The organism is Streptomyces sp. DH41 (assembly GCF_029813785.1).
GTDB lineage: Bacteria > Actinomycetota > Actinomycetes > Streptomycetales > Streptomycetaceae > Streptomyces.
This window is the reverse complement of the sequence record NZ_JARVKY010000013.1, coordinates 1-19995: the sequence shown is the minus strand read 5'-3', so window position 1 is coordinate 19995 and position 19995 is coordinate 1. Positions and strand designations below refer to the sequence as shown.

17 protein-coding genes and 1 riboswitch are annotated in these 19995 nt (G+C 70.9%); of the genes, 6 read left to right on the top strand and 11 right to left on the bottom strand.

Features of this window, described 5'->3' with window-relative positions; translation table 11 throughout:
* The first annotated feature begins 74 nt into the window (after positions 1-74).
* Positions 75-1490: an SLC13 family permease gene (locus tag QC283_RS21385; RefSeq protein WP_279563215.1), complete on the top strand. Its 1416-nt coding sequence runs from the start codon at positions 75-77 to the stop codon at positions 1488-1490.
* Positions 1491-1654: 164 nt separating this feature from the next.
* Positions 1655-2926 (top strand): glycerate kinase, encoded by a 1272-nt coding sequence (locus QC283_RS21380; protein WP_279563380.1) that lies wholly within the window; start codon positions 1655-1657, stop codon positions 2924-2926.
* Here the strand turns inward: QC283_RS21380 and QC283_RS21375 are convergent.
* The 6 genes from QC283_RS21375 to ctaE all read right to left on the bottom strand — a co-directional run bounded on the left by QC283_RS21375 (position 2812) and on the right by ctaE (position 10039).
* A complete protein-coding gene (locus tag QC283_RS21375) occupies positions 2812-4248 on the bottom strand; it encodes an aminotransferase class V-fold PLP-dependent enzyme (RefSeq protein ID WP_279563214.1) in 1437 nt (478 codons plus the stop codon). The genes QC283_RS21380 and QC283_RS21375 overlap by 115 nt on opposite strands.
* Positions 4249-4429: 181 nt before the next feature.
* Positions 4430-4546, bottom strand: a riboswitch (SAM riboswitch).
* Positions 4547-4625: 79 nt separating this feature from the next.
* The gene (trpD, locus tag QC283_RS21370) at positions 4626-5690 is read right to left on the bottom strand and encodes an anthranilate phosphoribosyltransferase (RefSeq protein ID WP_279563213.1); all 1065 of its coding nucleotides are present in this window, start codon (positions 5688-5690) and stop codon (positions 4626-4628) included.
* A 131-nt stretch (positions 5691-5821) separates the two neighbouring features.
* Positions 5822-7483 (bottom strand): cytochrome bc1 complex cytochrome b subunit, encoded by a 1662-nt coding sequence (qcrB, locus tag QC283_RS21365; RefSeq protein WP_279563212.1) that lies wholly within the window; start codon positions 7481-7483, stop codon positions 5822-5824.
* The gene (gene qcrA, locus QC283_RS21360; protein WP_279563211.1) at positions 7480-8538 is read right to left on the bottom strand and encodes a cytochrome bc1 complex Rieske iron-sulfur subunit; all 1059 of its coding nucleotides are present in this window, start codon (positions 8536-8538) and stop codon (positions 7480-7482) included. Before qcrA ends, qcrB begins: the two co-directional genes overlap by 4 nt.
* On the bottom strand, positions 8535-9344 hold the full coding sequence (gene qcrC / locus QC283_RS21355) for a cytochrome bc1 complex diheme cytochrome c subunit (RefSeq protein ID WP_279563210.1): 810 nt from the start codon (positions 9342-9344) through the stop codon (positions 8535-8537). The genes qcrA and qcrC overlap by 4 nt, the downstream gene beginning before the upstream one ends.
* Positions 9345-9418: 74 nt before the next feature.
* Positions 9419-10039 carry an aa3-type cytochrome oxidase subunit III gene (ctaE, locus tag QC283_RS21350; protein ID WP_279563209.1) on the bottom strand — a complete coding sequence of 207 codons (621 nt, stop codon included), beginning with the start codon at positions 10037-10039 and terminating at the stop codon, positions 9419-9421.
* A gap of 199 nt (positions 10040-10238) precedes the next feature.
* Here ctaE and QC283_RS21345 point away from each other — a divergent pair, with 199 nt between their 5' ends.
* Positions 10239-10640 carry a hypothetical protein gene (locus QC283_RS21345; RefSeq protein ID WP_279563208.1) on the top strand — a complete coding sequence of 134 codons (402 nt, stop codon included), beginning with the start codon at positions 10239-10241 and terminating at the stop codon, positions 10638-10640.
* Between the two features lie 44 nt (positions 10641-10684).
* Here QC283_RS21345 and QC283_RS21340 read toward each other — a convergent pair whose 3' ends face one another.
* The 4 genes from QC283_RS21340 to ctaC form a co-directional block, all read right to left on the bottom strand.
* Complete coding sequence (locus QC283_RS21340; RefSeq protein ID WP_279563207.1) at positions 10685-11962, bottom strand: L,D-transpeptidase; 1278 nt, start codon at positions 11960-11962, stop codon at positions 10685-10687.
* Positions 11963-12091: 129 nt separating this feature from the next.
* On the bottom strand, positions 12092-12490 hold the full coding sequence (locus tag QC283_RS21335; RefSeq protein WP_279563206.1) for a cytochrome c oxidase subunit 4: 399 nt from the start codon (positions 12488-12490) through the stop codon (positions 12092-12094).
* Positions 12487-14223: an aa3-type cytochrome oxidase subunit I gene (ctaD, locus tag QC283_RS21330; protein WP_279563205.1), complete on the bottom strand. Its 1737-nt coding sequence runs from the start codon at positions 14221-14223 to the stop codon at positions 12487-12489. Before ctaD ends, QC283_RS21335 begins: the two co-directional genes overlap by 4 nt.
* Positions 14220-15179 carry an aa3-type cytochrome oxidase subunit II gene (ctaC, locus tag QC283_RS21325; RefSeq protein WP_279563204.1) on the bottom strand — a complete coding sequence of 320 codons (960 nt, stop codon included), beginning with the start codon at positions 15177-15179 and terminating at the stop codon, positions 14220-14222. The genes ctaD and ctaC overlap by 4 nt, the downstream gene beginning before the upstream one ends.
* Before the next feature lie 323 nt (positions 15180-15502).
* Here ctaC and QC283_RS21320 point away from each other — a divergent pair, with 323 nt between their 5' ends.
* Positions 15503-16885, top strand: coding sequence for a cysteine desulfurase/sulfurtransferase TusA family protein (locus QC283_RS21320; protein WP_279563203.1), 1383 nt, complete (start codon positions 15503-15505; stop codon positions 16883-16885).
* Positions 16886-17002: 117 nt separating this feature from the next.
* On the opposite strand, the gene QC283_RS21315 is transcribed toward QC283_RS21320, so the two are convergent.
* Positions 17003-17977, bottom strand: a complete 975-nt coding sequence (locus tag QC283_RS21315) for a carbohydrate kinase family protein (RefSeq protein WP_279563202.1) — start codon at positions 17975-17977, stop codon at positions 17003-17005.
* A gap of 133 nt (positions 17978-18110) precedes the next feature.
* Between QC283_RS21315 and QC283_RS21310 the strand changes: the two genes are divergently transcribed.
* Together QC283_RS21310 and QC283_RS21305 are read left to right on the top strand one after the other, a co-directional pair.
* A complete protein-coding gene (locus tag QC283_RS21310) occupies positions 18111-18320 on the top strand; it encodes a hypothetical protein (protein WP_279563201.1) in 210 nt (69 codons plus the stop codon).
* Positions 18321-18433: 113 nt separating this feature from the next.
* Positions 18434-19951, top strand: a complete 1518-nt coding sequence (locus tag QC283_RS21305; RefSeq protein ID WP_279563200.1) for a hypothetical protein — start codon at positions 18434-18436, stop codon at positions 19949-19951.
* Positions 19952-19995: the final 44 nt, after the last annotated feature.

Here is a 19995-nt window from a genome sequence, read left to right as displayed (position 1 = left end):
CGGGCGGCATTTGGTGAAGTTTCCTTCATGTCGGACTCATTGAGGGCTCACCGCCCGGGAGAACCCTCGATGACGTGACGTTGAACCTCCGCCTCGCGGCGGCCCTGTGCGTGGCGCTGTCCCTGTGCGCGCTGCTGGCGGTACCCGCCAACTTCCCCGCCCTCGGCGGCGACGCGCGCCTCACCCTCGCCGTGTTCGCGCTGGCCACCTGCGCCTGGATCGGTACGCCGATCGACGACACCTACATCGCGCTGGGCGCCGGACTGGCGCTGACCGCGACCGGCGTGATCAGCAGCGACACCCTCTTCGGCACCCTCGGCGACGACACGGTGTGGCTGCTGATCTGCGCCTTCGTGCTGGCGGCGGCGGTGGCCCGGACCGGGCTCGCGGGGCGGGCGGCGGCCTTCCTGGTCGGCGGGGCGCGCAACGTACGGCAGTTGGTGCACCTGACGACGGCCGCGCTGGTCGTCACCGCGTTCGCGGTGCCGGCCACGTCGGGCCGGGCGGCGCTCGCGCTGCCGGTGTTCCTCGCCCTCGCCAAGGCCCTCGCCGACCGGAAGCGACTGGTCGTGATGCTCGCGTTGCTGTTTCCGACCGTGATCCTTCTGTCGGCGGTGGCGACCCTGATCGGCGCGGGCGCCCATCTGATCACCGTGTCGGTGCTGTGGGAGTCGACCGGCGACCGGATCGGCTTCACCCAGTGGCTGCTGCTCGGTCTGCCGCTGGCGGTGACCTCCTCCCATCTGGCCGCCGAGACGGTCCTGCTGACGACCACCCGGCGGGCGGAGCGCAAGGGCCCGGTGCGCATCACCGCCGAGGAGATACAGCGGCACACCGAGAGCCCGGTCACCGGCCCCTGGACGCAGGCGGAGAAGCGCTGCGCCGCGCTGCTGGCCACGGTGGTGACCCTGTGGTGCAGCGAGCCCCTGCACCATGTCTCGCCCGCTGTGGTGGCGCTGATCGGTGCGGTCGTCGCCTCCTCCCCCGCGCTCGGCACCGTGCGGCTCAAGGACGCGCTGAAGACCGTCCCCTGGTCGCTGCTGCTGTTCATGGCGGCGACCATGGCGATGGGCGTCGCGCTCGCCGACTCCGGCGCGGCGAAGTGGCTGGTGTCGGGGCTGCCCGCGGGGGTCGCGCCGGCCGTCTTCCTCGGGATCGTGATCGCGGTCAGTACGGCGGCCCACCTGGTCCTCCAGTCCCGCTCGGCCCGCTCCTCCGTGCTGGTCCCGCTGGTCATCGCCGCGGCCGTGGGCGCCGGGGTCAACCCGGTCACCGCCGCGCTCGCGTCCACCGCCGCCGCCGGCTTCTGCCACACCCTCCCGGCCTCCGCCAAGCCGGTCACGCTTTTCTCCGACATCCCCGGCACCCCCACCTACACCCCGCGCGACCTGCTGCGGCTGTCCGCCGTCCTGGCACCGCTGACCGCCGCGCTCGTGCTGTTCTTCGCCGCCGCCGTCTGGCCGCTGCTCGGCGTACCCGTGACCCGTTGAAGGAGCCCTTCATGTCCGCCATGCCCGCCGTATCCGCCGTACCCGCCGTACCCGCTGTATCCGCCGTGCCCGCCGTGACCGCTGTGCCCGCCGTGTCGGCCGTGACCGCTGTGCCCGCCGTGTCGGCCGTGACCGCTGTGCCCGCCGTGCCCTCCGTGCCCTCCGTGCTGAACCGTGTCGTGGTGGCCCCCAGCGGCTTCAAGGAGTCCCTGTCCGCCCAGGCCGCCGCCGACGCCATCGCGGCGGGCGTCCGCCGGGTCCTGCCGGATGCCGAGATCGACCTGATCCCGCTCGTCGACGGCGGCGAGGGCACGGCCGTCGCGCTGGCCGCCGCGACCGGTGGGCGGCTGGTCGCGCTGGCCGCCACCGGGCCGGTCGGCGAACCCGTCGGCACCCATTTCGCGCTGCTCGGCGCCCGGGACACGGCGGTGGTGGAGATGGCGGCCGTAGCGGGACTGTCCCTGGTCCCCCGCGCCCTGCGCGACCCGGGCGCCACGACGACGTACGGCGTCGGCGAGCTGCTCCGCGCCGCGCTCGACACCGGCGTGCGGCGGATCCTGATCGGCTGCGGCGACTCGGGTACGTCGGACGGGGGCGCGGGCGCGCTCCAGGCGCTCGGGGCCCGGCTGCTGGACGCGGACGGCTTCGAACTGCCGCCCGGCGGACGGGAGCTGACCCGCCTCGCCCGCATCGACCCGTCGGGGCTGGACTCCCGGCTGAAGGACACCGAACTGCTCGTCGCCTGCAACCCGTTCAACGTACTGTGCGGAGAACGCGGCGTGGCCCGGGTGTTCGGCCCGCAGAAGGGGGCGACGCCCGCACAGGTCGAGGAGTTGTCGGCCGGGCTGGAGAACTGGGCGCGCGTCCTGACCCGCGACCTCGGTGTCACCGGCACCGACCTGCGCCACGGCCCCGGCACCGGCGCCTCCGGCGGGCTGGGCGCGGGGCTGGCCGCCGTCGGGGCCCGGCTGCTGCCCCGCTTCGACGTGCTGCTCGACCACCTCGACCTGGACGCCCGCCTGGCCCGCGCCGACCTCGTGCTCACCGCCGAGGGGGCGCTGGACCACCAGACGCCGCGCGGCAAGGTCCCCGCCGAGGTGGCCCGCCGCGCCAAGCTCTACGGCCGTCCCGTCCTCGCCCTGGCCGGCACGCTCGGCGAGGGCGCCCACGACGTGCCGGGGGTGGACGCCTGCCACGGCATCATGCCGGCGCCGATGGCCCTGGCGGACGCGCTGCTGCGCGCCGCCGAGCTGCTCACGGACGCCACGGAGCGGGCGCTGCGCATGATCGTGCTGGGGTCACGGCTGCCGGGCCGGGCCGCTCAGCCGGCGGAGGCGCCGGCCGCTTCGGAGAGGGTGTCGGCAGAGGTGGTGTCGGCTGAGGTGGTGTCGGCGGAGGTGGTGTCGGGCACGCAACGGCCGTCCTCGGTGCGGTAGTTCCACCGGGCACCCTCGCTCACCAGCTCCCGCACGGCGTGCGTGAACCGCTCGACGTGCTCGTCCGGGGTGCCCGCGCCGAAGCTCACGCGGATGGCGTTGAGGGACTTCTCGCCGGGCGCCGCCTCGGGGGCGCCGCACTCGCCCTGCGCCTGCGGGTCGCCGCCGAGCAGGGTGCGCACCAGCGGGTGGGCGCAGAACAGACCGTCGCGCACACCGATGCCGTACTCGGCGGAGAGCGCGGCGGCGAAGTGCGAGCTGTTCCAGCCCTCGACGACGAAGGAGAGCACACCGACGCGGGGGGCGTCGTCTCCGAAGAGGGAGAGGATCCGCACCTCGGGCACCTCGGCGAGACCCTCCCGTACCCTCCGGATCAGCTGCTCCTCGCGGGCGACCAGGGTGTCGAACCCGGCCTCGGTGAGCGCCTTGCAGGCGGAGGCGACGGCGTAGGCGCCGATGACGTTGGGCGACCCGGCCTCGTGCCGGGCGGCGCTGTCGTGCCACTCGACGTCCACGCCCCCGTCGGCGCGCCGGGTGACGCTGCGGCTGGCGCCGCCCCCGGCGAGGTAGGGCTCCGCCTCGCGCAGCCAGTCGGCGCGGCCGGCCAGCACCCCGGAGCCGAAGGGGGCGTACAGCTTGTGTCCGGAGAAGGCGACCCAGTCCACGTCCAGGTCGGCCACGGAAACCGGGTGGTGCGGGGCGAGCTGGGCGGCGTCCAGGACGATCCGGGCGCCGTGCGCGTGCGCGGCGGCGGCCAGTTCGCGCACCGGCCACAGCTCACCGGTGACGTTGGAGGCGCCGGTGACGCAGACCAGGGCGGGCCCGTACGGCTCACGGGCGGCGAGGGCGCGCTCCAGCGTCTCCACGGCCTGCGCCGGGGTGCGCGGGGCGTCCAGACAGGTCACGTCGGCCCCGCGCCAGGGCAGCAGCGAGGCATGGTGCTCGGTCTCGAAGACGAAGACCCGGCAGCCGGCGGGCAGCGCGCCCGCGAGCAGGTTGAGGGAGTCGGTGGTGGACCGGGTGAAGACCACCTGGTCCCCCTCCCGGCAGCCGAGGAACCCGGCGACGGTCGTCCGGGCGTTCTCGAACAGGTCGGTCGACAGCTGCGACAGGTATCCGGCGCCCCGGTGCACGCTGCCGTAGTACGGGGCGTAGGCCGCCACGTCGTCCCAGACCCGCTGGAGCGCGGGCGCGCTGGCGGCGTAGTCGAGCGCGGCGTACGTGACCTCGCCGCCGGTGACGAGCGGGACGGTGACATCTCGTCCCAGAACCGGCAGAGGGGCACAAAGGGACTGGTCGACGGCAGCGGTGGAGACGGACATGGGTGTACTCCCGTGAAGGCAGGTGCCGTCACCACGCGAACCGCGGCGGCTCGAGCGTGAGGACGGAGAAGAAAGGGGGGTGCGGAGGCGGGGCTCTGCGGCCCTATCGCATTCGCTGGTTCACGGGAGGCTCCCTCGAACGACCAGGACCCCTGGGCTGATCACTCGGAAGAGTGCGAGGGGTCCGCGCTTGCCGTGGACCTTGCTGTCCACGACCTGGTCTTCACCCGGGGCACCCCGCCACGGACGGAGGGTTGCCGGACAGTCGGCCGGGGCCTCATGACTGTCACTCATGACCTGTCGGAAAACCTATGGGAAGTGATCGGCGCCCCGCAACCCGAGTCCGGATCGCGGGACGCACGTCACACGAGAGGGCGTTACGCGTTGCTCACGGCCACCCAGCGGTCCAGCACCCGCTTGGCGGCGCCCGAGTCGATCGCCTCGGCGGCCCGGTCCATGCCGGCCCGGAGCTGCTCGGTCAGCGGCGCCTCGCCGGGCGCCAGGGCCACCAGGGCCGCCGCCGAGTTCAGCAGCACCGCGTCCCGTACGGGGCCCCGCTCGCCGGCCAGCAGACGGCGGGCGACGTCGGCGTTGTAGGAGGCGTCGGCGCCGCGCAGCGCCTCGACCGGCACCAGTTCGAGGCCGACGTCGCGCGGGTCGAAGCTCTCCTCGGTCACCCGGCCGTCCCGCACCACCCAGACCCTGGAGGTGGCCGTGGTGGTCAGCTCGTCGAGGCCGTCGTCACCGCGGAACACCAGCGACGAGTGGCCGCGCTCGGCGAAGACACCGGCGATGATCGGCGCCATCCGGGCGTGCGCGACCCCGATCGCCTGGGACTTCACCCTGGCGGGGTTGGTCAGCGGGCCCAGGAAGTTGAACACCGTGCGGATGCCCAGCTGGCCGCGGGCCGCCGCCACGTGGCGCAGCGACGGGTGGAACTTCACGGCGAAGCAGAAGGTGATGCCGGCCTCCTCGGCGACCTCCGCCACCCGCTTCGGCGTCAGCTCCAGGTTGACCCCGAGCTTCTCCAGGACGTCGGAGGCCCCGGACGCCGAGGAGGCGGCCCGGTTGCCGTGCTTGACGACCTTGGCGCCCGTACCGGCCACGACGATCGCCGACATGGTGGAGATGTTGACGGTCTTCGCGCCGTCGCCACCGGTACCGACGATGTCGACCGTCTCCCCCGGCACCTCGATCACGTTGGCGTGGGCGTACATGGTGCGGACGAGGCCGGAGATCTCCTCGACCGTCTCCCCCTTGAACCGGAGGCCCACCGCGAAGCCGGCGATCTGCGCGTCGGTCGCCTCGCCGCGCATGATGACGTCCAGCGCCCACGCGGTGTCGTCCGCGGAGAGGTCGTGGCCGTCCAGCAGTTTGTTCAGCACGGCGGGCCAGGAGCGGCCCGCCGCGGTGTCGCCTCCAGCGGGGGTCACAGCGCTCATGAGCCGCTCCTGCATCGTGTGTGTGGTGGAAAGGGACCGTGGTCCCACCCTATCCAGCGCCGGGCACGTCGAAGGGCCCCGTCCGAGGAACGGACGGGGCCCTTCGGCCGTCGTGTGGCGACGCTGGAGGGTCAGTGGTGGCCGTGGCCGCTCGTGATCTCCTTGTACTCCTCGACAGTCGGCTTCGGAATCTGCGCGTCCTCGCCGTAGTAGGCCTCGCTGAGCTTGGCGCGGAGCTTCTCGGTGCTCTTCACCTTGCGCTCGACGCCGTTCTCGTCGACCGTCGGGCCGATCTCGGCCGGCTTGTACTGCTCGTGGGCCGTGAGCGTGTGCAGCTGCTCCTGGCTGAGCGGCTCGTGCACCTCGATGAACTCACCGTGCGGCAGGCGCTTGATGATGCCCGACTCGCGGCCGTGCAGCACCTTCTCCTTGTCCCGGCGCTGCAGGCCGAGGCAGATCCGCTTGGTGACGACGAAGGCGATGACCGGTCCGACGAAGAACCCGATCCGCACGAACCAGGTGACCGCGTTGATCGACAGGTGGAAGTGGGTGGCGACGATGTCGTTGCCACCGCCGATCAGCATGATCATGTAGGCGGTGACCCAGGCCACACCGAACGCGGTGCGGGTCGGGGCGTTGCGCGGACGGTCCAGGATGTGGTGCTCGCGCTTGTCCCCGGTCACCCAGGACTCGATGAACGGATACAGCGCGATCAGCATCAGGAAGATACCGAAGATCACCAGTGGGATGAAGACACCCAGGACCAGTGTGTGACCCCAGAAGTTGATCTCCCAGCCGGGCATCGCCCGGACCAGACCCTCGGCGAAGCCCATGTACCAGTCGGGCTGGGCGCCCGTGGAGACCATGTCGGGCCGGTAGGGGCCGATGGCCCAGATCGGGTTGACCGCCACGAGGCCGGCGATGGCCGCGATCACACCGAAGACCAGGAAGAAGAAGCCTCCGGCCTTCGCCATGTACACCGGCAGCAGCGGCATGCCGACGACGTTCTTGTTGGTCTTGCCGGGACCCGCGAACTGCGTGTGCTTGTGGTAGAAGACCAGGATCAGGTGGCCGACCACGAGCCCGAGCATGATGCCCGGCAACAGCAGGATGTGGATCGAGTAGAACCGGGCGACGAAGTCGGTCCCCGGGAACTCCCCGCCGAACAGGAACATCGAGATGTACGTACCGACGATCGGCACGGACAGGATCGCGCCCTGCGTGAAGCGGACACCGGTGCCGGAGAGCAGGTCGTCCGGGAGCGAGTAGCCGGTGAAACCGGTGAACATGCCCAGGACGAACAGCAGGAAGCCGAACAGCCAGTTGATCTCACGCGGCTTGCGGAACGCGCCGGTGAAGAAGACGCGCATCATGTGCACGAACATGCCGGCGAGGAAGATGATCGCCGCCCAGTGGTGGATCTGCCGGATCAGCAGACCACCCCGGATGTCGAAGCTGATGTCGAGCGTCGACTTGTACGCCTCACTCATCAGCTGTCCCTGCATCGGGACGTACGAGCCGTGGTACTCCACCTCGTTCATGGACGGGTGGAAGAACAGCGTCAGGTACACACCCGTGAGGATGATGATGATGAAGCTGTAGAGGCAGATCTCGCCCAGCATGAAGGACCAGTGGTCCGGGAAGATCTTGCGCATGTTGGCCTTGGCCAGGGAGTAGATCCCGAGCCTGCCGTCGGCCCAGTCGGCGACACGTTCGCCGGCCGGGGCCTTTCCGCGCGATCGGTCCGCCGACGCGCCGGCGGACGGGTTCGGGTTGCTCGCTGCAGTACTCATCCGCGCTCCCAGAATGCAGGACCGACGGGCTCCTCGAAGTCGCTGAGCGCTTCGAGGTAACCCTCGTCGTTCACGCCGATCCGCAGCTGCGGCAGCGGGTGGCCGGCGGGACCGAAGATCACCCGGGCACCGTCGGCAAGGTCGAAGGTGGACTGGTGGCACGGGCACAGCGCGTGGTGCGTCTGCTGCTCGTACAGGGAGATCGGGCACCCGACGTGGGTGCAGATCTTCGAGTACGCCACGACGCCCTCGTGCGACCACTCGAGTTCCTGCTTGTCCTTGATGGCCTCCGGCTCCAGCCGGATGATCATCAGGGCCGCCTTGGCGATCTCGTTCTGGAAGCCGTGGTCGTGCTCCTCCAGGCCCTCGGGCTTGGCGAAGGTGAGGGAACCGACCGCGATGTCCGACGGACGCATCGGCTCGTTCGTGTTCATGTTGACGAGCAGCTTGCCCTTGGACCACAGCGTGTGGCGGAGCTTCGTCCCGGGCAGCGGGCCGAGGTCGCGCAGCAGGACGACGCCGGAGAGCGGCACCAGCGTCAGCGCGCCGAACATCGTGTTGCGGATCAGCTTGCGCCGGCCGATCACGGATTCCTTGGCGCCCTGCTTGAAGTCCGCGTGGACCTTCGCGCGGGTCTCGGGCGACGCCTCGATCGGGTGCCGCTCGTCGGCGACCTCCTCGTCGGACATCAGGGTGCGCGCCCAGTGGACGGCGCCCGCGCCGATGGCGAACAGCGCCACGCCGAGGGTCAGGCCCAGCGCGAGGTTCATCGCGTTGATGTGCCCGAGCGGCCAGACGTAGATCGACTTGTCGTGCGGGATCGCCACGAAGGAGGCGATGAAGCCGATGGTGGCCAGCATCGACAGCGTGAACAGCAGGGCGACCGTGCGCTCGGACCGCTTGGCGGCCCGCTCGTCGATGTCCTGGATCCGGTGCTCGTGGGGCGGCAGCCCCGGGTCCGCGAACGGGTGCTTCTCGTCCGCGGGCTTCGGCACGCCGTGCGTGCCGCCCTGCTCTGCCGGCAGGTTCTCTTCTGGAATGTCTTGGCTACTCATGACTTCTTGGCCTTTGCGGTCCGAGCGGCGACCCACACGGCGACGGCGATGCAGCCACCGAGACCGAAGATCCAGCCGAAGAGGCCCTCACTGACCGGCCCGAGGCCGCCGAGCGAGAGACCGCCGGGGTTCACGGTGTCGTCCGAGTTGACCGCGTCCAGGTAGGCGATGATGTCCTTCTTGTTCTGCTCCGTCAGCGTGCTGTCGGGGAAGGAAGGCATGTTCTGCGGGCCGGTCTGCATGGCCTCGTAGATGTGCTTCGGGTCGACGTCCTCGAGGCTCGGCGCGTACTTGCCGTGCGTCAGCGCGCCACCCTTGCCGGTGAAGTTGTGGCACTGCGCGCAGTTGTTGCGGAACAGCTCACCGCCCTTGGCGATGTCCGCGCCCTGGGGGCCGTACTTCTCCGCCGACGGGACGGCCGGGCCGGCGCCCAGCGAGGCGACGAAGGCCGCCAGCTGGTCGATCTCGGCCTGGGAGTAGATCACCTTCTTGCGCGGGACCTGTGCGCCGGGCTGCTGGGCCGGCATACGTCCGGTGCCCACCTGGAAGTCGACGGCGGCGGCGCCGACGCCTACCAGGCTCGGACCGTCGGTGGTGCCCTGACCCCCGGTGCCGTGGCAACTGGCACAGCCGACGGCGTAGAGCTTCTTGCCCTCGTCGATGGCGAGGGACTGGGCGGTTTCATCGGCCTGCGCCTTGCTCGCGGGTGCGAACGCGGCGTACAGCCCCCCTGTGCATGCCAGCGCGAGGAGTAGGACGACGAGCGCCGCCAGCGGGTGGCGTCGTCGTGCGGAGAGCTTTTTCACGGATTACCCCGGTGTCAGGATCTTCTGCGTCGATGCTGTCGATGCTTCTGGTGTTGCGCGGGTGCGCGCCGCGACTACTTGATCAGGTAGATCGTGGCGAACAGGCCGATCCAGACCACATCGACGAAGTGCCAGTAATAGGACACGACGATGGCGGCGGTCGCCTGCTCGTGGGTGAACCTCCGGGCCGCGTAGGTGCGGCCGAGGACCAGCAGGAAGGCGATGAGGCCGCCCGTCACGTGCAGTCCGTGGAAGCCGGTGGTCAGGTAGAACACCGAGCCGTACGGGTCCGACGAGAGCGAGAGGCCCTCGTGCTTGACCAGCTCGGTGTACTCGAACACCTGACCGCCGATGAAGATCGCACCCATCACGAAGGTGACGATGAACCACATCCGGAGCTTCTTCACGTCACCGCGCTCGGCCGCGAACACGCCGAGCTGACAGGTGAGGGAGGAAAGCACCAGGATCGTGGTGTTCGTCGCGGAGAACGGAAGGTTCAGCGCGTCGGCCTTCTCGGACCAGAAGTCCGGGCCGGTCACCGATCGCAGGGTGAAGTACATCGCGAAGAGGGCCGCGAAGAACATCAGCTCGGAACTCAACCAGATGATGGTTCCGACGCTGGTGAGGTTCGGCCGGTTGACCGACGGGTGCGCGTGCCCGGTTTCTACTGTCGTTGCTGTCGCCACGACCGACATTATGTCGGTCGCTTATCCCGCCCTCACCCCGGGGGGTGCCGTTCGGAGTGTCCGCACCGTCTGTACTGCCCGTATGGCCCATCGAACGGGCCCTCGAAGCCGTGTCGAAGCCCTGTCCGAACCAGTGTTGACGAGGTGTTCGAGGGAGTAGCATCCGGCGCGACGGGCTACGACTGTTTCACTGCGTATCGGAGGAAGCATGCAGCCGACCGCCACGGTGCTGGTCTACAGCGACGACTCCAACACCCGCGAGCAGGTGCGGCTGGCGACCGGTCGCCGGCCGGCTCCGGACGTGCCCGTGGTCGAGTTCGTGGAGTGCGCCACTGCGGCCGCCGCGCTCAAGGAGCTGGACAAGGGCGGGATCGACGTCTGCGTCTTCGACGGCGAGGCGGTCCCCATGGGGGGCATGGGCCTGTGCCGTCAGATCAAGGACGAGGTCTTCCGGTGCCCGCCGGTGCTGCTGCTCATCGCCCGGCCGCAGGACGCGTGGCTGGCGACGTGGAGCCGGGCGGAGGCGGCTGTGACGCTGCCGGTGGAGCCCGTGGAGTTCGCGGGCGCGCTGGCCTCACTGCTGCGCCAGAAGAGGCTGGAGGGCGTCTAGGGGCCCCTGGCGGGGGCCGGGGGCGCGCCGCCGCCGGGGCGCGCTCACACGCTCTGCGGCCTCAGCCTGGCCTGCTCCGCCGTGCCCTGGCCGTTCGGGGTACCACTCGTAAGGGCGCTTCCCGTGCGCCATTCGGTCCAGTCGAGGTTCCAGTCGCCGAAGCCGTTGCCGAAGGGTTCCATCGTCTCGCCACCGGAGTTGACGACCTCGACGAGGTCGCCCTCCTGCACGGCGTCGAAGAACCACTCCGCGTCGGCGGTGCTCATGCCGACGCAGCCGTGGCTGACGTTGGCCGCGCCCTGGGAGCCGACGGACCACGGGGCGGCGTGCACGTACTCGCCGCTCCAGGTGACCCGGGTGGCGAAGTACACGGGCAGGTCGTACGACTCGGAGGAGCCCTCGGCGATGCCGACGGTGCTGCTGCGCATGCGTACGAAGGGTTCCTTGGCCAGGACGACCTTGACGCCGTTGCGGGTCTCGAAGCCGGGCTTGCCCGCGGTGACGGGCATCTGCCTGACCTCCTCGCCGTCCCGGTAGAGCGTGAGCGTGTGCGCGGCGGCGTCGGTCACGGCCACGACGCGGTCGTCCGTGGTGATGGTGAGGGGCTTGGCGGTGCCGCCCCACATCCGGTCGCCGATCTTGATGCCGTCGAGGGTGCTGCGGACCTGGACGGTGGCGTGGGAGGGCCAGTACTCCTTGGGCCGGTAGTGGAGCTTCTTGTCGTCCACCCAGTGCCAGGCGCCCTCCACCGCGGGCGTGGAGTCCACCTTCAGGGCACGCTCCACTATGGCTCGCTGGGCGCTGTCCCGGACCGGCTGGCTGAGTTCGGCGGTGACGGGCTGCCCGACGCCGTACGCGCCCGCATCGGGCCCGAAGGAGACGTCCAGGGTCTTCTTGGTGCTGGGCCGGCCGGTCTCGAAGGTGAGGACCTTGCGGCCGGGCGCGCCGTCGCCGTCCTCGGTGCTGACCCGCACCGTGTAGCGGGCGCCGGCGGCCAGCGGGGAGGTGCTGTGCCAGCGGGCTCCGTCGGCGGAGAGTTCGCCCGCGACGTGGCGGCCCGCCGCGTCCATGGCCGTGACGTCCGTGATGCGCCCGTCGGCGCCCTCGGCGACGACCTCCAGGGGCTTGTCCGGGTCGGCCTTCTTCCCGGCCTCGGTGGGGCCGTTGAAGGAGATCTGCCCGGCCGCGTCGTACGGCGCGGCGGACAGCGGGTCGTCGTCGCCGCCGGTGCAGGCGGTGACGCTCGCGCCGAGGGCGATCACCAGCAGGGTGCAGCCGACGACCGTACGCCCCCGCGCCTGGAAGTGAACCGTGTTGCTCATGACCTCACGCTAGGGAGCGGCGTCAATGGCGGCACGGCGGGTAACCCGGACGAGTGAGGCGGGCACGGCAGACGAAGGGGCCCGGACGCTCCTGACGGAGTGTCCGGGCCCCTCGGCGCTCGGCGCGTGCTACTGGGTGCGGTTCTCACCGCGGTAGTACTCGAAGACCCAGCCGAACAGGCCGATCAGCAGGATCGGTGCCGAGAAGTACAGCAGCCACCAGCCGACCGCCACGCCCAGGAAGGCGAAGGCTCCGCCGATCCCGAGCGCCAGCGGCTGCCAGCTGTGCGGGCTGAAGAACCCGATCTCGCCGGCGTCGTCCGCGACGTCCGCTTCCTTGTTGTCCTGGGCGCCCGCGTCGACCCGCCTGGCCGTGAAGGCCAGGTAGAAGCCGATCATGATGGCCAGGCCGAAGGCCATGAAGAGGGCCGTGGTGCCGACCGGCTCCATCGACCAGTAGCCGTAGACGATCGCGACGGCCAGGATGAAGACGCTCAGCCAGATGAAGAGCTTGCCCTGGATCTTCACTTCCCGGCCTCCTTGCCGCCGGCGAGTGCCTTCTCACCGTGACCGACGTTCTCGAGCTGGTCGAGCGCGGAGATCTCGGGGTGGTGCAGGTCGAAGGCGGGGGATTCACTGCGGATGCGCGGCAGCGTGAGGAAGTTGTGCCGCGGCGGCGGGCAGGAGGTCGCCCACTCCAGCGAACGGCCGTAGCCCCACGGGTCGTCCACCTCGACCTTCTTGCCGTACTTGGCCGTCTTCCAGATGTTGTAGAAGAACGGCAGCAGCGACATGCCGAGCAGGAACGAGCTGATCGTCGAGATCGTGTTCAGGGCGGTGAAACCGTCGGCCGCCAGGTAGTCGGCGTACCGGCGCGGCATGCCCTCGGCGCCCAGCCAGTGCTGGACCAGGAAGGTGCCGTGGAAGCCGATGAACAGCGTCCAGAAGGTGATCTTGCCCAGCCGCTCGTCCAGCAGCTTGCCGGTGAACTTCGGCCACCAGAAGTGGAAGCCGGCGAACATCGCGAACACCACGGTGCCGAACACCACGTAGTGGAAGTGCGCCACCACGAAGTACGAGTCCGAGACGTGGAAGTCCAGCGGCGGCGAGGCCAGGATGACACCGGTCAGACCACCGAAGAGGAAGGTGATCAGGAAGCCGGTGGACCAGAGCATCGGTGTCTCGAAGGACAACGACCCCTTCCACATGGTGCCGATCCAGTTGAAGAACTTCACACCGGTCGGGACCGCGATCAGGAAGGTCATGAAGGAGAAGAACGGCAACAACACGCCGCCCGTGACGTACATGTGGTGGGCCCACACCGTCACCGACAGACCGGCGATCGCGATCGTCGCGGCGATCAGACCCATGTAGCCGAAGATCGGCTTGCGGGAGAAGACCGGGATGATCTCACTGACGATGCCGAAGAACGGCAACGCGATGATGTACACCTCTGGATGCCCGAAGAACCAGAACAAGTGTTGCCACAGCAACGCTCCGCCGTTGGCCGAGTCGAAGATGTGCGCACCGAACTTGCGGTCCGCCTCCAGGGCGAACAGGGCCGCGGCCAGCACCGGGAAGGCGAGCAGGACCAGCACACCGGTCAGCAGCACGTTCCAGGTGAAGATCGGCATGCGGAACATCGTCATGCCGGGCGCGCGCATGCAGATGATCGTGGTGATGAAGTTGACCGAGCCGAGGATCGTGCCGAAGCCGGAGAAGGCCAGACCCATGATCCACAGGTCACCGCCGATGCCGGGCGAGTGCACCGCGTCGGACAGCGGGGAGTAGGCGAACCAGCCGAAGTCGGCCGCGCCCTGCGGGGTCAGGAAGCCGCCCACCGCGATGAGCGAGCCGAACAGGTACAGCCAGTAGGCGAACATGTTCAGCCGGGGGAAGGCCACGTCCGGTGCGCCGATCTGCAGCGGCATGATCCAGTTCGCGAAGCCCGAGAACAGCGGCGTCGCGAACATCAGCAGCATGATCGTGCCGTGCATCGTGAACGACTGGTTGAACTGCTCGTTCGACATGATCTGCAGGCCCGGACGGGCCAGCTCGGCGCGCATGAGCAGCGCCATCACGCCGCCGATCACGAAGAACGCGAACGACGTCACCAGATACAGCGTGCCGATCGTCTTGTGGTCGGTGGTCGTCAACCACTTGATCACGACGTTGCCGGGCTGCTTGCGCCGTACCGGCAGCTCGTTCTCGTACGAGTCCTCCGCTGCCGAGGCACCCTGGGGTTCATTGAGGATGCTCACAGGTTGTTCGTCTCCCGGTTCTTCTCGTGGCTCGTCTGCGCGATGCCTGCGGGAACGTAACCGGTCTGCCCCTTCTTCGCGAGGTCCTGGAGGTGCTGCTCGTAGCGCTCCGGGGAGACGACCTTGACGTTGAACAGCATCCGGGAGTGGTCCACGCCGCACAGCTCGGCGCACTTGCCCATGAAGGTGCCCTCCCTGTTGGGGGTCACCTCGAAGGCGTTGGTGTGGCCCGGAATGACGTCCTGCTTCATGAGGAACGGCACCACCCAGAAGGAGTGGATGACGTCACGCGAGGTCAGGACGAAGCGGACCTTCTTGCCCTTGGGGAGCCAGAGGGTCGGGCCCGGGTTGTTGTTCTGGGGGTTCCGCGTGCCCGGGACACCGCAGTCGTAGACGCCGCCGGCGTTCGCCGGGAAGTCCTTCTTGAACCGGTCCGGGATAGCGGCCAGTTCCTTGGAGGTCTTGGCGTCGCCGGAGGAACCTTCGACGCTCTCGACGTGGTTGAAGCACCAGCTCCACTGGAAGCCGACCACGTTGACCGTGACGTCGGGCTTGTCCTCCAGGCTCATGAGTTCGGACTCGTCACGGGCGGTGAAGTAGAACAGCACCGAGACGATGACGAGTGGAACGATGGTGTACAGCGCCTCGATGGGCAGGTTGTACCTGTTCTGCGGAGGGACCTCGACCTTGGTGCGGGTGCGCCTGTGGAAGAAGACACTCCACAGGATCAGGCCCCACACCAGCACGCCGGTAACCAGCGCGGCAGCCCACGACCCCTGCCACAGGGAGAGGATCCGCGGAGCCTCTTCCGTGGTGGGGGTGGGCATGCCGAGGCGGGGGAAGTCCTCCCATGTGCAACCGGTGGCGGTCGCCAGGACCAGGCCCGCGGTCAGTGCCTGCAGCAGCTTCCGCCGCATGGGGCGCCGCGGCGAGCGGTCGGAGCCGTTGGGACTCACGTAGCGCCTTCCCGAGAGTCTCGCCCGCGCTGTTCGGCTGCGGCCTTCTCGCTGGTCGGTCGCCGCCCTGCGTCGGGCAGGGGTTTGATGTTTATGCGGACCAAACCCTAGCCGACGCCCTCCGGGGGTTCGCGGGGAGGGTGGCATACGCGCCGTCGGTCACTCCCAAGGGTGGGTTCGGGCGCCCACGGAGCCGGGACCGGGGGTTGTCCGGCGGCTGACGGTGCGTCGCGGCCGCTCGCGCCCGCGCGGCGGAGCCGGACATCGGCGCGGTCCGGCGCCCCTGGTCGGCATCCCCCCGCCGGACGTCATAGCGTTGCCGTGTGGCCTACTTCGACGCTGCTTCCGCCGCTCCCCTCCACCCCGTCGCCCGCCAGGCCCTGTTGGCCTCCCTCGACGAGGGGTGGGCCGATCCCGCGCGGCTGTACCGGGAGGGGCGGCGGGCGCGGTTGCTGCTCGACGCGGCGCGGGAGGCGGCGGCCGAGGCGGTGGGGTGCCGGGCGGACGAGTTGGTGTTCACTCCTTCGGGGACGCGGGCGGTGCATTCGGGCGTCGCGGGGGCGCTGGCCGGGCGGCGCCGCGCGGGAGCGCACCTGATCGTGTCCGCCGTCGAACACTCCTCCGTACTGCATGCGGCCGAAGCGCACGAGGCCGGCGGCGGGACGCTCACCCAGGTCGCCGTGGACCGGACGGGGGCGGTGGACCCGGGGGCGTACGCGGCTGCCCTGCGCGGCGACACCGCGCTGGCCTGTCTCCAGTCGGCCAACCACGAGGTGGGCACCGAGCAGCCGGTGGCGGACGTGGCCGAGGTCTGCCGGGCGGCGGGCGTGCCGCTGCTGGTGGACGCGGCCCAGTCGCTGGGCTGGGGGGAGGTGGCGGGCGGCTGGTCGCTGCTCACCGCGAGCGCCCACAAGTGGGGCGGTCCCTCGGGGGTCGGGCTGCTCGTCGTACGCAAGGGTGTGCGGTTCGCGCCGCAAGGGCCCGGGGACGAACGGGAGTCGGGCCGTGCTCCCGGCTTCGAGAACCTGCCGGCGATCGTGGCCGCGGCGGCGTCGCTGCGGGCGGTTCGGGCCGAGGCGGCCGGGGAGGCGGCCCGGCTGCGGGAACTGACGGAGCGGATCCGTACCCGGGTGCCGTCCCTGGTCCCGGATGTGGAGGTGGTCGGCGACCCGGTGCGCCGGCTGCCCGGCACCGTCACCTTCTCGTGTCTCTATGTCGACGGGGAGACCCTGCTGCACGAGCTGGACCGTGCGGGCTTCTCGGTCTCCTCAGGCTCGTCGTGCACCAGCAGCACCCTGATGCCGAGTCACGTCCTGAAGGCGATGGGGGTGCTCAGCGAGGGCAACGTCCGGGTGTCGCTGCCGCCGGGGACACCGGCCGAGGACGTCGAGCGGTTCCTGGAGGTGCTGCCGGGCACGGTGGCCGCGGTGCGGGAGAAGCTGGGGGCGCCGGTGGCCGGGGAGGCCCCCCGGGAGGCGGGAGCGGACCTGGTCGTGGACGCGCTGGGCCGGCGCTGCCCGATTCCGGTGATCGAACTGGCCAAGGTCATCGGCGACGTACCCGTCGGCGGCACGGTCCGCGTCCTGTCCGACGACGAGGCGGCCCGGCTGGACATCCCGGCGTGGTGCGAGATGCGGGGGCAGGAGTACGTGGGCGAGGAGCGGGCGGACCGGGGAACGGCCTACGTGGTGCGCCGGGCCGGCTGACCCCGCCCGTGGGCGCCTGGGCCGACCCCGCCCGGCGTGTTCCAGGGTGCGGGGCCGTGCCCGTACGCGGCTTCGCCGCGTGAGCCGGGCCGGCCCCGCGCACCCGCGACCGACGGCTCAGCCCAGGTGCCCCTGGACCTCGGCCGCCGCCTCGTCGCCGTACGCCTTGGTGAACCGCTCCATGAAGTGCACCCGCCGCAGCTGGTACTCCTGCGTACCCACCGTCTCGATGACCAGGGTGGCCAGCATGCACCCGACCTGCGCGGCCCGCTCCAGGGACACTCCCCAGGCCAGTCCCGACAGGAACCCCGCGCGGAAGGCGTCGCCGACACCCGTGGGGTCGGCCTTGCGCTCCTCGTCCGGGACGCCGACCTCGATGGTCTCCTCGCCGGCCCGCTCGATGCGGACGCCCCGCGCGCCGAGGGTGGTGACGCGGTGGCCGACGCGGCCGAGGATCTCCTCGTCGCTCCAGCCGGTCTTGGTCTCGATGAGCCCCTTCTCGTACTCGTTGGAGAAGAGGTAGGTCGCGCCGTCCAGCAGTATCCGGATCTCGTCGCCGTTCATCCGGGCGATCTGCTGGGAGAAGTCGGCGGCGAACGGGATGGACCGCGTGCGGCACTCCTCGGTGTGCCGGAGCATCGCCTCCGGGTCGTCGGCGCCGATGGAGACCAGGTCGAGGCCGCCGACCCGGTCGGCGACGGTCTTGAGCTCGATGAGGCGGGCCTCGCTCATCGCGCCCGTGTAGAAGGAGCCGATCTGGTTGTGGTCGGCGTCGGTGGTGCACACGAAGCGGGCGGTGTGCAGGGTCTCGGAGATGCGCACCGAGCCGGTGTCGACGCCGTGCCGGTCCAGCCAGGCCCGGTACTCGTCGAAGTCCGAGCCGGCGGCGCCGACCAGGATCGGCCGGGTGCCGAGCTGGCCCATGCCGAAGGCGATGTTCGCGGCGACGCCGCCCCGGCGTACGTCGAGCTGGTCGACCAGGAAGGAGAGCGAGACCGTGTGCAGCTGGTCCGCGACGAGCTGGTCGGAGAAGCGACCGGGGAAGGTCATGAGGTGGTCGGTGGCGATGGAGCCGGTGACTGCGATGCGCACGGCGTGGACTCTCTCCTGAGGGGGAGGCGGGTTGACAGTTCACGCTACCCGGGAGTGCCCCCGGCCCGAAGCAGGCAAAACTACCCGGTAGTACAACTTTCTTCGCGGTCCGGAACGTGCCTACGGTTCTGTTATGACGAACCTGAGGACCGCCGACCCCGCCCCGGCCGACCTGGACGGCGACCTGGCGTCGCTGCGCGGCGACTGCGCCCGGATGGCCCCGCGCTGGGAGGCTCCGGTGAAGGTCTCCGCCCGCCCCGTCCCCGTCTCGCTCCTGCACGGCGTGCGAGTGCCGCAGACGTCGGCCCGGTTGCTGGACGCCATGTCGGACTACGGCGACTGAGCGCCGCCGGGCGGCCTCGCGGCCGTTCGGGCGACGCGTGGCGTCGCCGGGAACCGGATCCACCTCCACCGCGTCCCATCGCTGTCCCCAGTAACAGCCGAAGGAGCGATGCGGTGAACACCGAGCGACCCGACAACGACGACGCCACCGCCGCCGACGAGGCCGGCACCGGGCGCCCCGCGCGGCGGCGTCCGGCCGTCGCCGTCGCGTCCGTGGCCGCCGCCGTGCTGCTCGTGGGGACCGGCGGGGCCTATCTGGCCGCGTCCGCCTCCGGTGGCGGCGCGGGCGGCGGTACGGCGTCCGGGGCATCGGGCGACGACACTCCCCCGCCGCTCGCCCTGGACGGCCACGGGGCGCCCTCCCCGGGCGGCCAGGACGGCACGAACGGCATCGCGCCCGGCGAACCCGACCCGTACGGCGTCACCTACCGCGCCGACGGCACCCTCCCCGAGGGGCCCGGCTCGGCGCCCGTGTACCGGGCGGAGGGCGAGGTCGCCGAGGCGGAGGTGGCCCGGCTGGCCGAGGCCCTGGGAGTCGACGGGGCGCCCCGGGTCCAGGGCGGGGCCTGGAAGGTCGGCAACGCCAAGGACGGTTCCGGGCCCCTGCTCACGGTGAACCGGCAGGCGCCGGGCACCTGGACCTTCCACCGCTACACGCCCGGCACCGACGACTGCGCGAAGGGCGCCGTGTGCAAGGCCCCGTCCGCCGACGGGAGCCCGGTGAGCGAGGCGGCCGCGAAGAAGGCGGCGGCGCCGGTCCTCAAGGCGCTGGGCCAGGACGACGCCAAGCTGGACGCGGGCCAGGTCATGGGCGCCCGGCGGGCCGTGAACGCCGAACCCGAGGTCGGCGGGCTGCCCACGTACGGCTGGACCACCGGTGTGGTCGTCGGCGCGCGGGGCGACGTGGTCGGCGGCAGCGGCCAGGTGAAGACGCCGGTCAAGGGGGACACGTACCCCGTCCTGGGCGCCGAGGAGACGCTGGCGCTGCTGAACACGCCGGGCGGCGGTGCCGGGTCCGGCATCGGCGGCTGCGCGAGCCCGGTCCCGCACCAGGACGGCGCGGATCTGCCCTGCGCACTGCCGACGGGCACACCGGACAAGCCGCGGAAGCGGACGGTCACGGTCGAGGACGCGGTGTTCGGGCTGGCCGCGCATCCGGTGCGGGGGCGGCAGACGCTGGTGCCGTCCTGGCTGTTCGAGGTGCGGGCGCCGGGCACGGAGGACGCCGTCACGGTCACCTATCCGGCGGTCGACCCGAAGTACCTGACCACCGCGGCCCCCGCCTCGCCCTCACCGTCCCCGTCCGACGAGCCGTCCTCGGCTCCGGCTGACCCGCGGGACGTACGGGTGAGCGGCTACACGGCCGAGGGCGGGGAGCTGACCGCGCACTTCACGGGCGGGGTGTGCTCCGACTACGAGGCCACGGCGAAGGAGAGCGGGGGCAAGGTGACGGTCACGGTGACCGAGACCCCGCGTCCGGAGAAGGTCTGCATCCTGATCGCCAAGGAGTATGAGCGGACGGTGCGGCTGGACGAGCCGCTCGGCGACCGGACGGTCGTGGGCTCGGACGGCGAGAAGATCCCGGTGCACAAGCCGGGCGCACGGCTGCCGGCGCCGTCCGGGGCCCGGTGACGGCGATCGCGTGGGCGGGCAGGCAAGAGGGCGGCGGCCCGGGG

Excerpts from the sequence above, each read along its gene's own strand:
- QC283_RS21375 (WP_279563214.1), bottom strand. The coding sequence starts at position 4,248 with ATGTCCGTCTCCACCGCTGCCGTCGACCAGTCCCTTTGTGCCCCTCTG.
- trpD (WP_279563213.1), bottom strand. The coding sequence starts at position 5,690 with ATGAGCGCTGTGACCCCCGCTGGAGGCGACACCGCGGCGGGCCGCTCC.
- qcrB (WP_279563212.1), bottom strand. The coding sequence starts at position 7,483 with ATGAGTACTGCAGCGAGCAACCCGAACCCGTCCGCCGGCGCGTCGGCG.
- qcrA (WP_279563211.1), bottom strand. The coding sequence starts at position 8,538 with ATGAGTAGCCAAGACATTCCAGAAGAGAACCTGCCGGCAGAGCAGGGC.
- ctaE (WP_279563209.1), bottom strand. The coding sequence starts at position 10,039 with ATGTCGGTCGTGGCGACAGCAACGACAGTAGAAACCGGGCACGCGCAC.
- QC283_RS21345 (WP_279563208.1), top strand. The coding sequence starts at position 10,239 with ATGCAGCCGACCGCCACGGTGCTGGTCTACAGCGACGACTCCAACACC.
- QC283_RS21340 (WP_279563207.1), bottom strand. The coding sequence starts at position 11,962 with ATGAGCAACACGGTTCACTTCCAGGCGCGGGGGCGTACGGTCGTCGGC.
- QC283_RS21310 (WP_279563201.1), top strand. The coding sequence starts at position 18,111 with ATGACGAACCTGAGGACCGCCGACCCCGCCCCGGCCGACCTGGACGGC.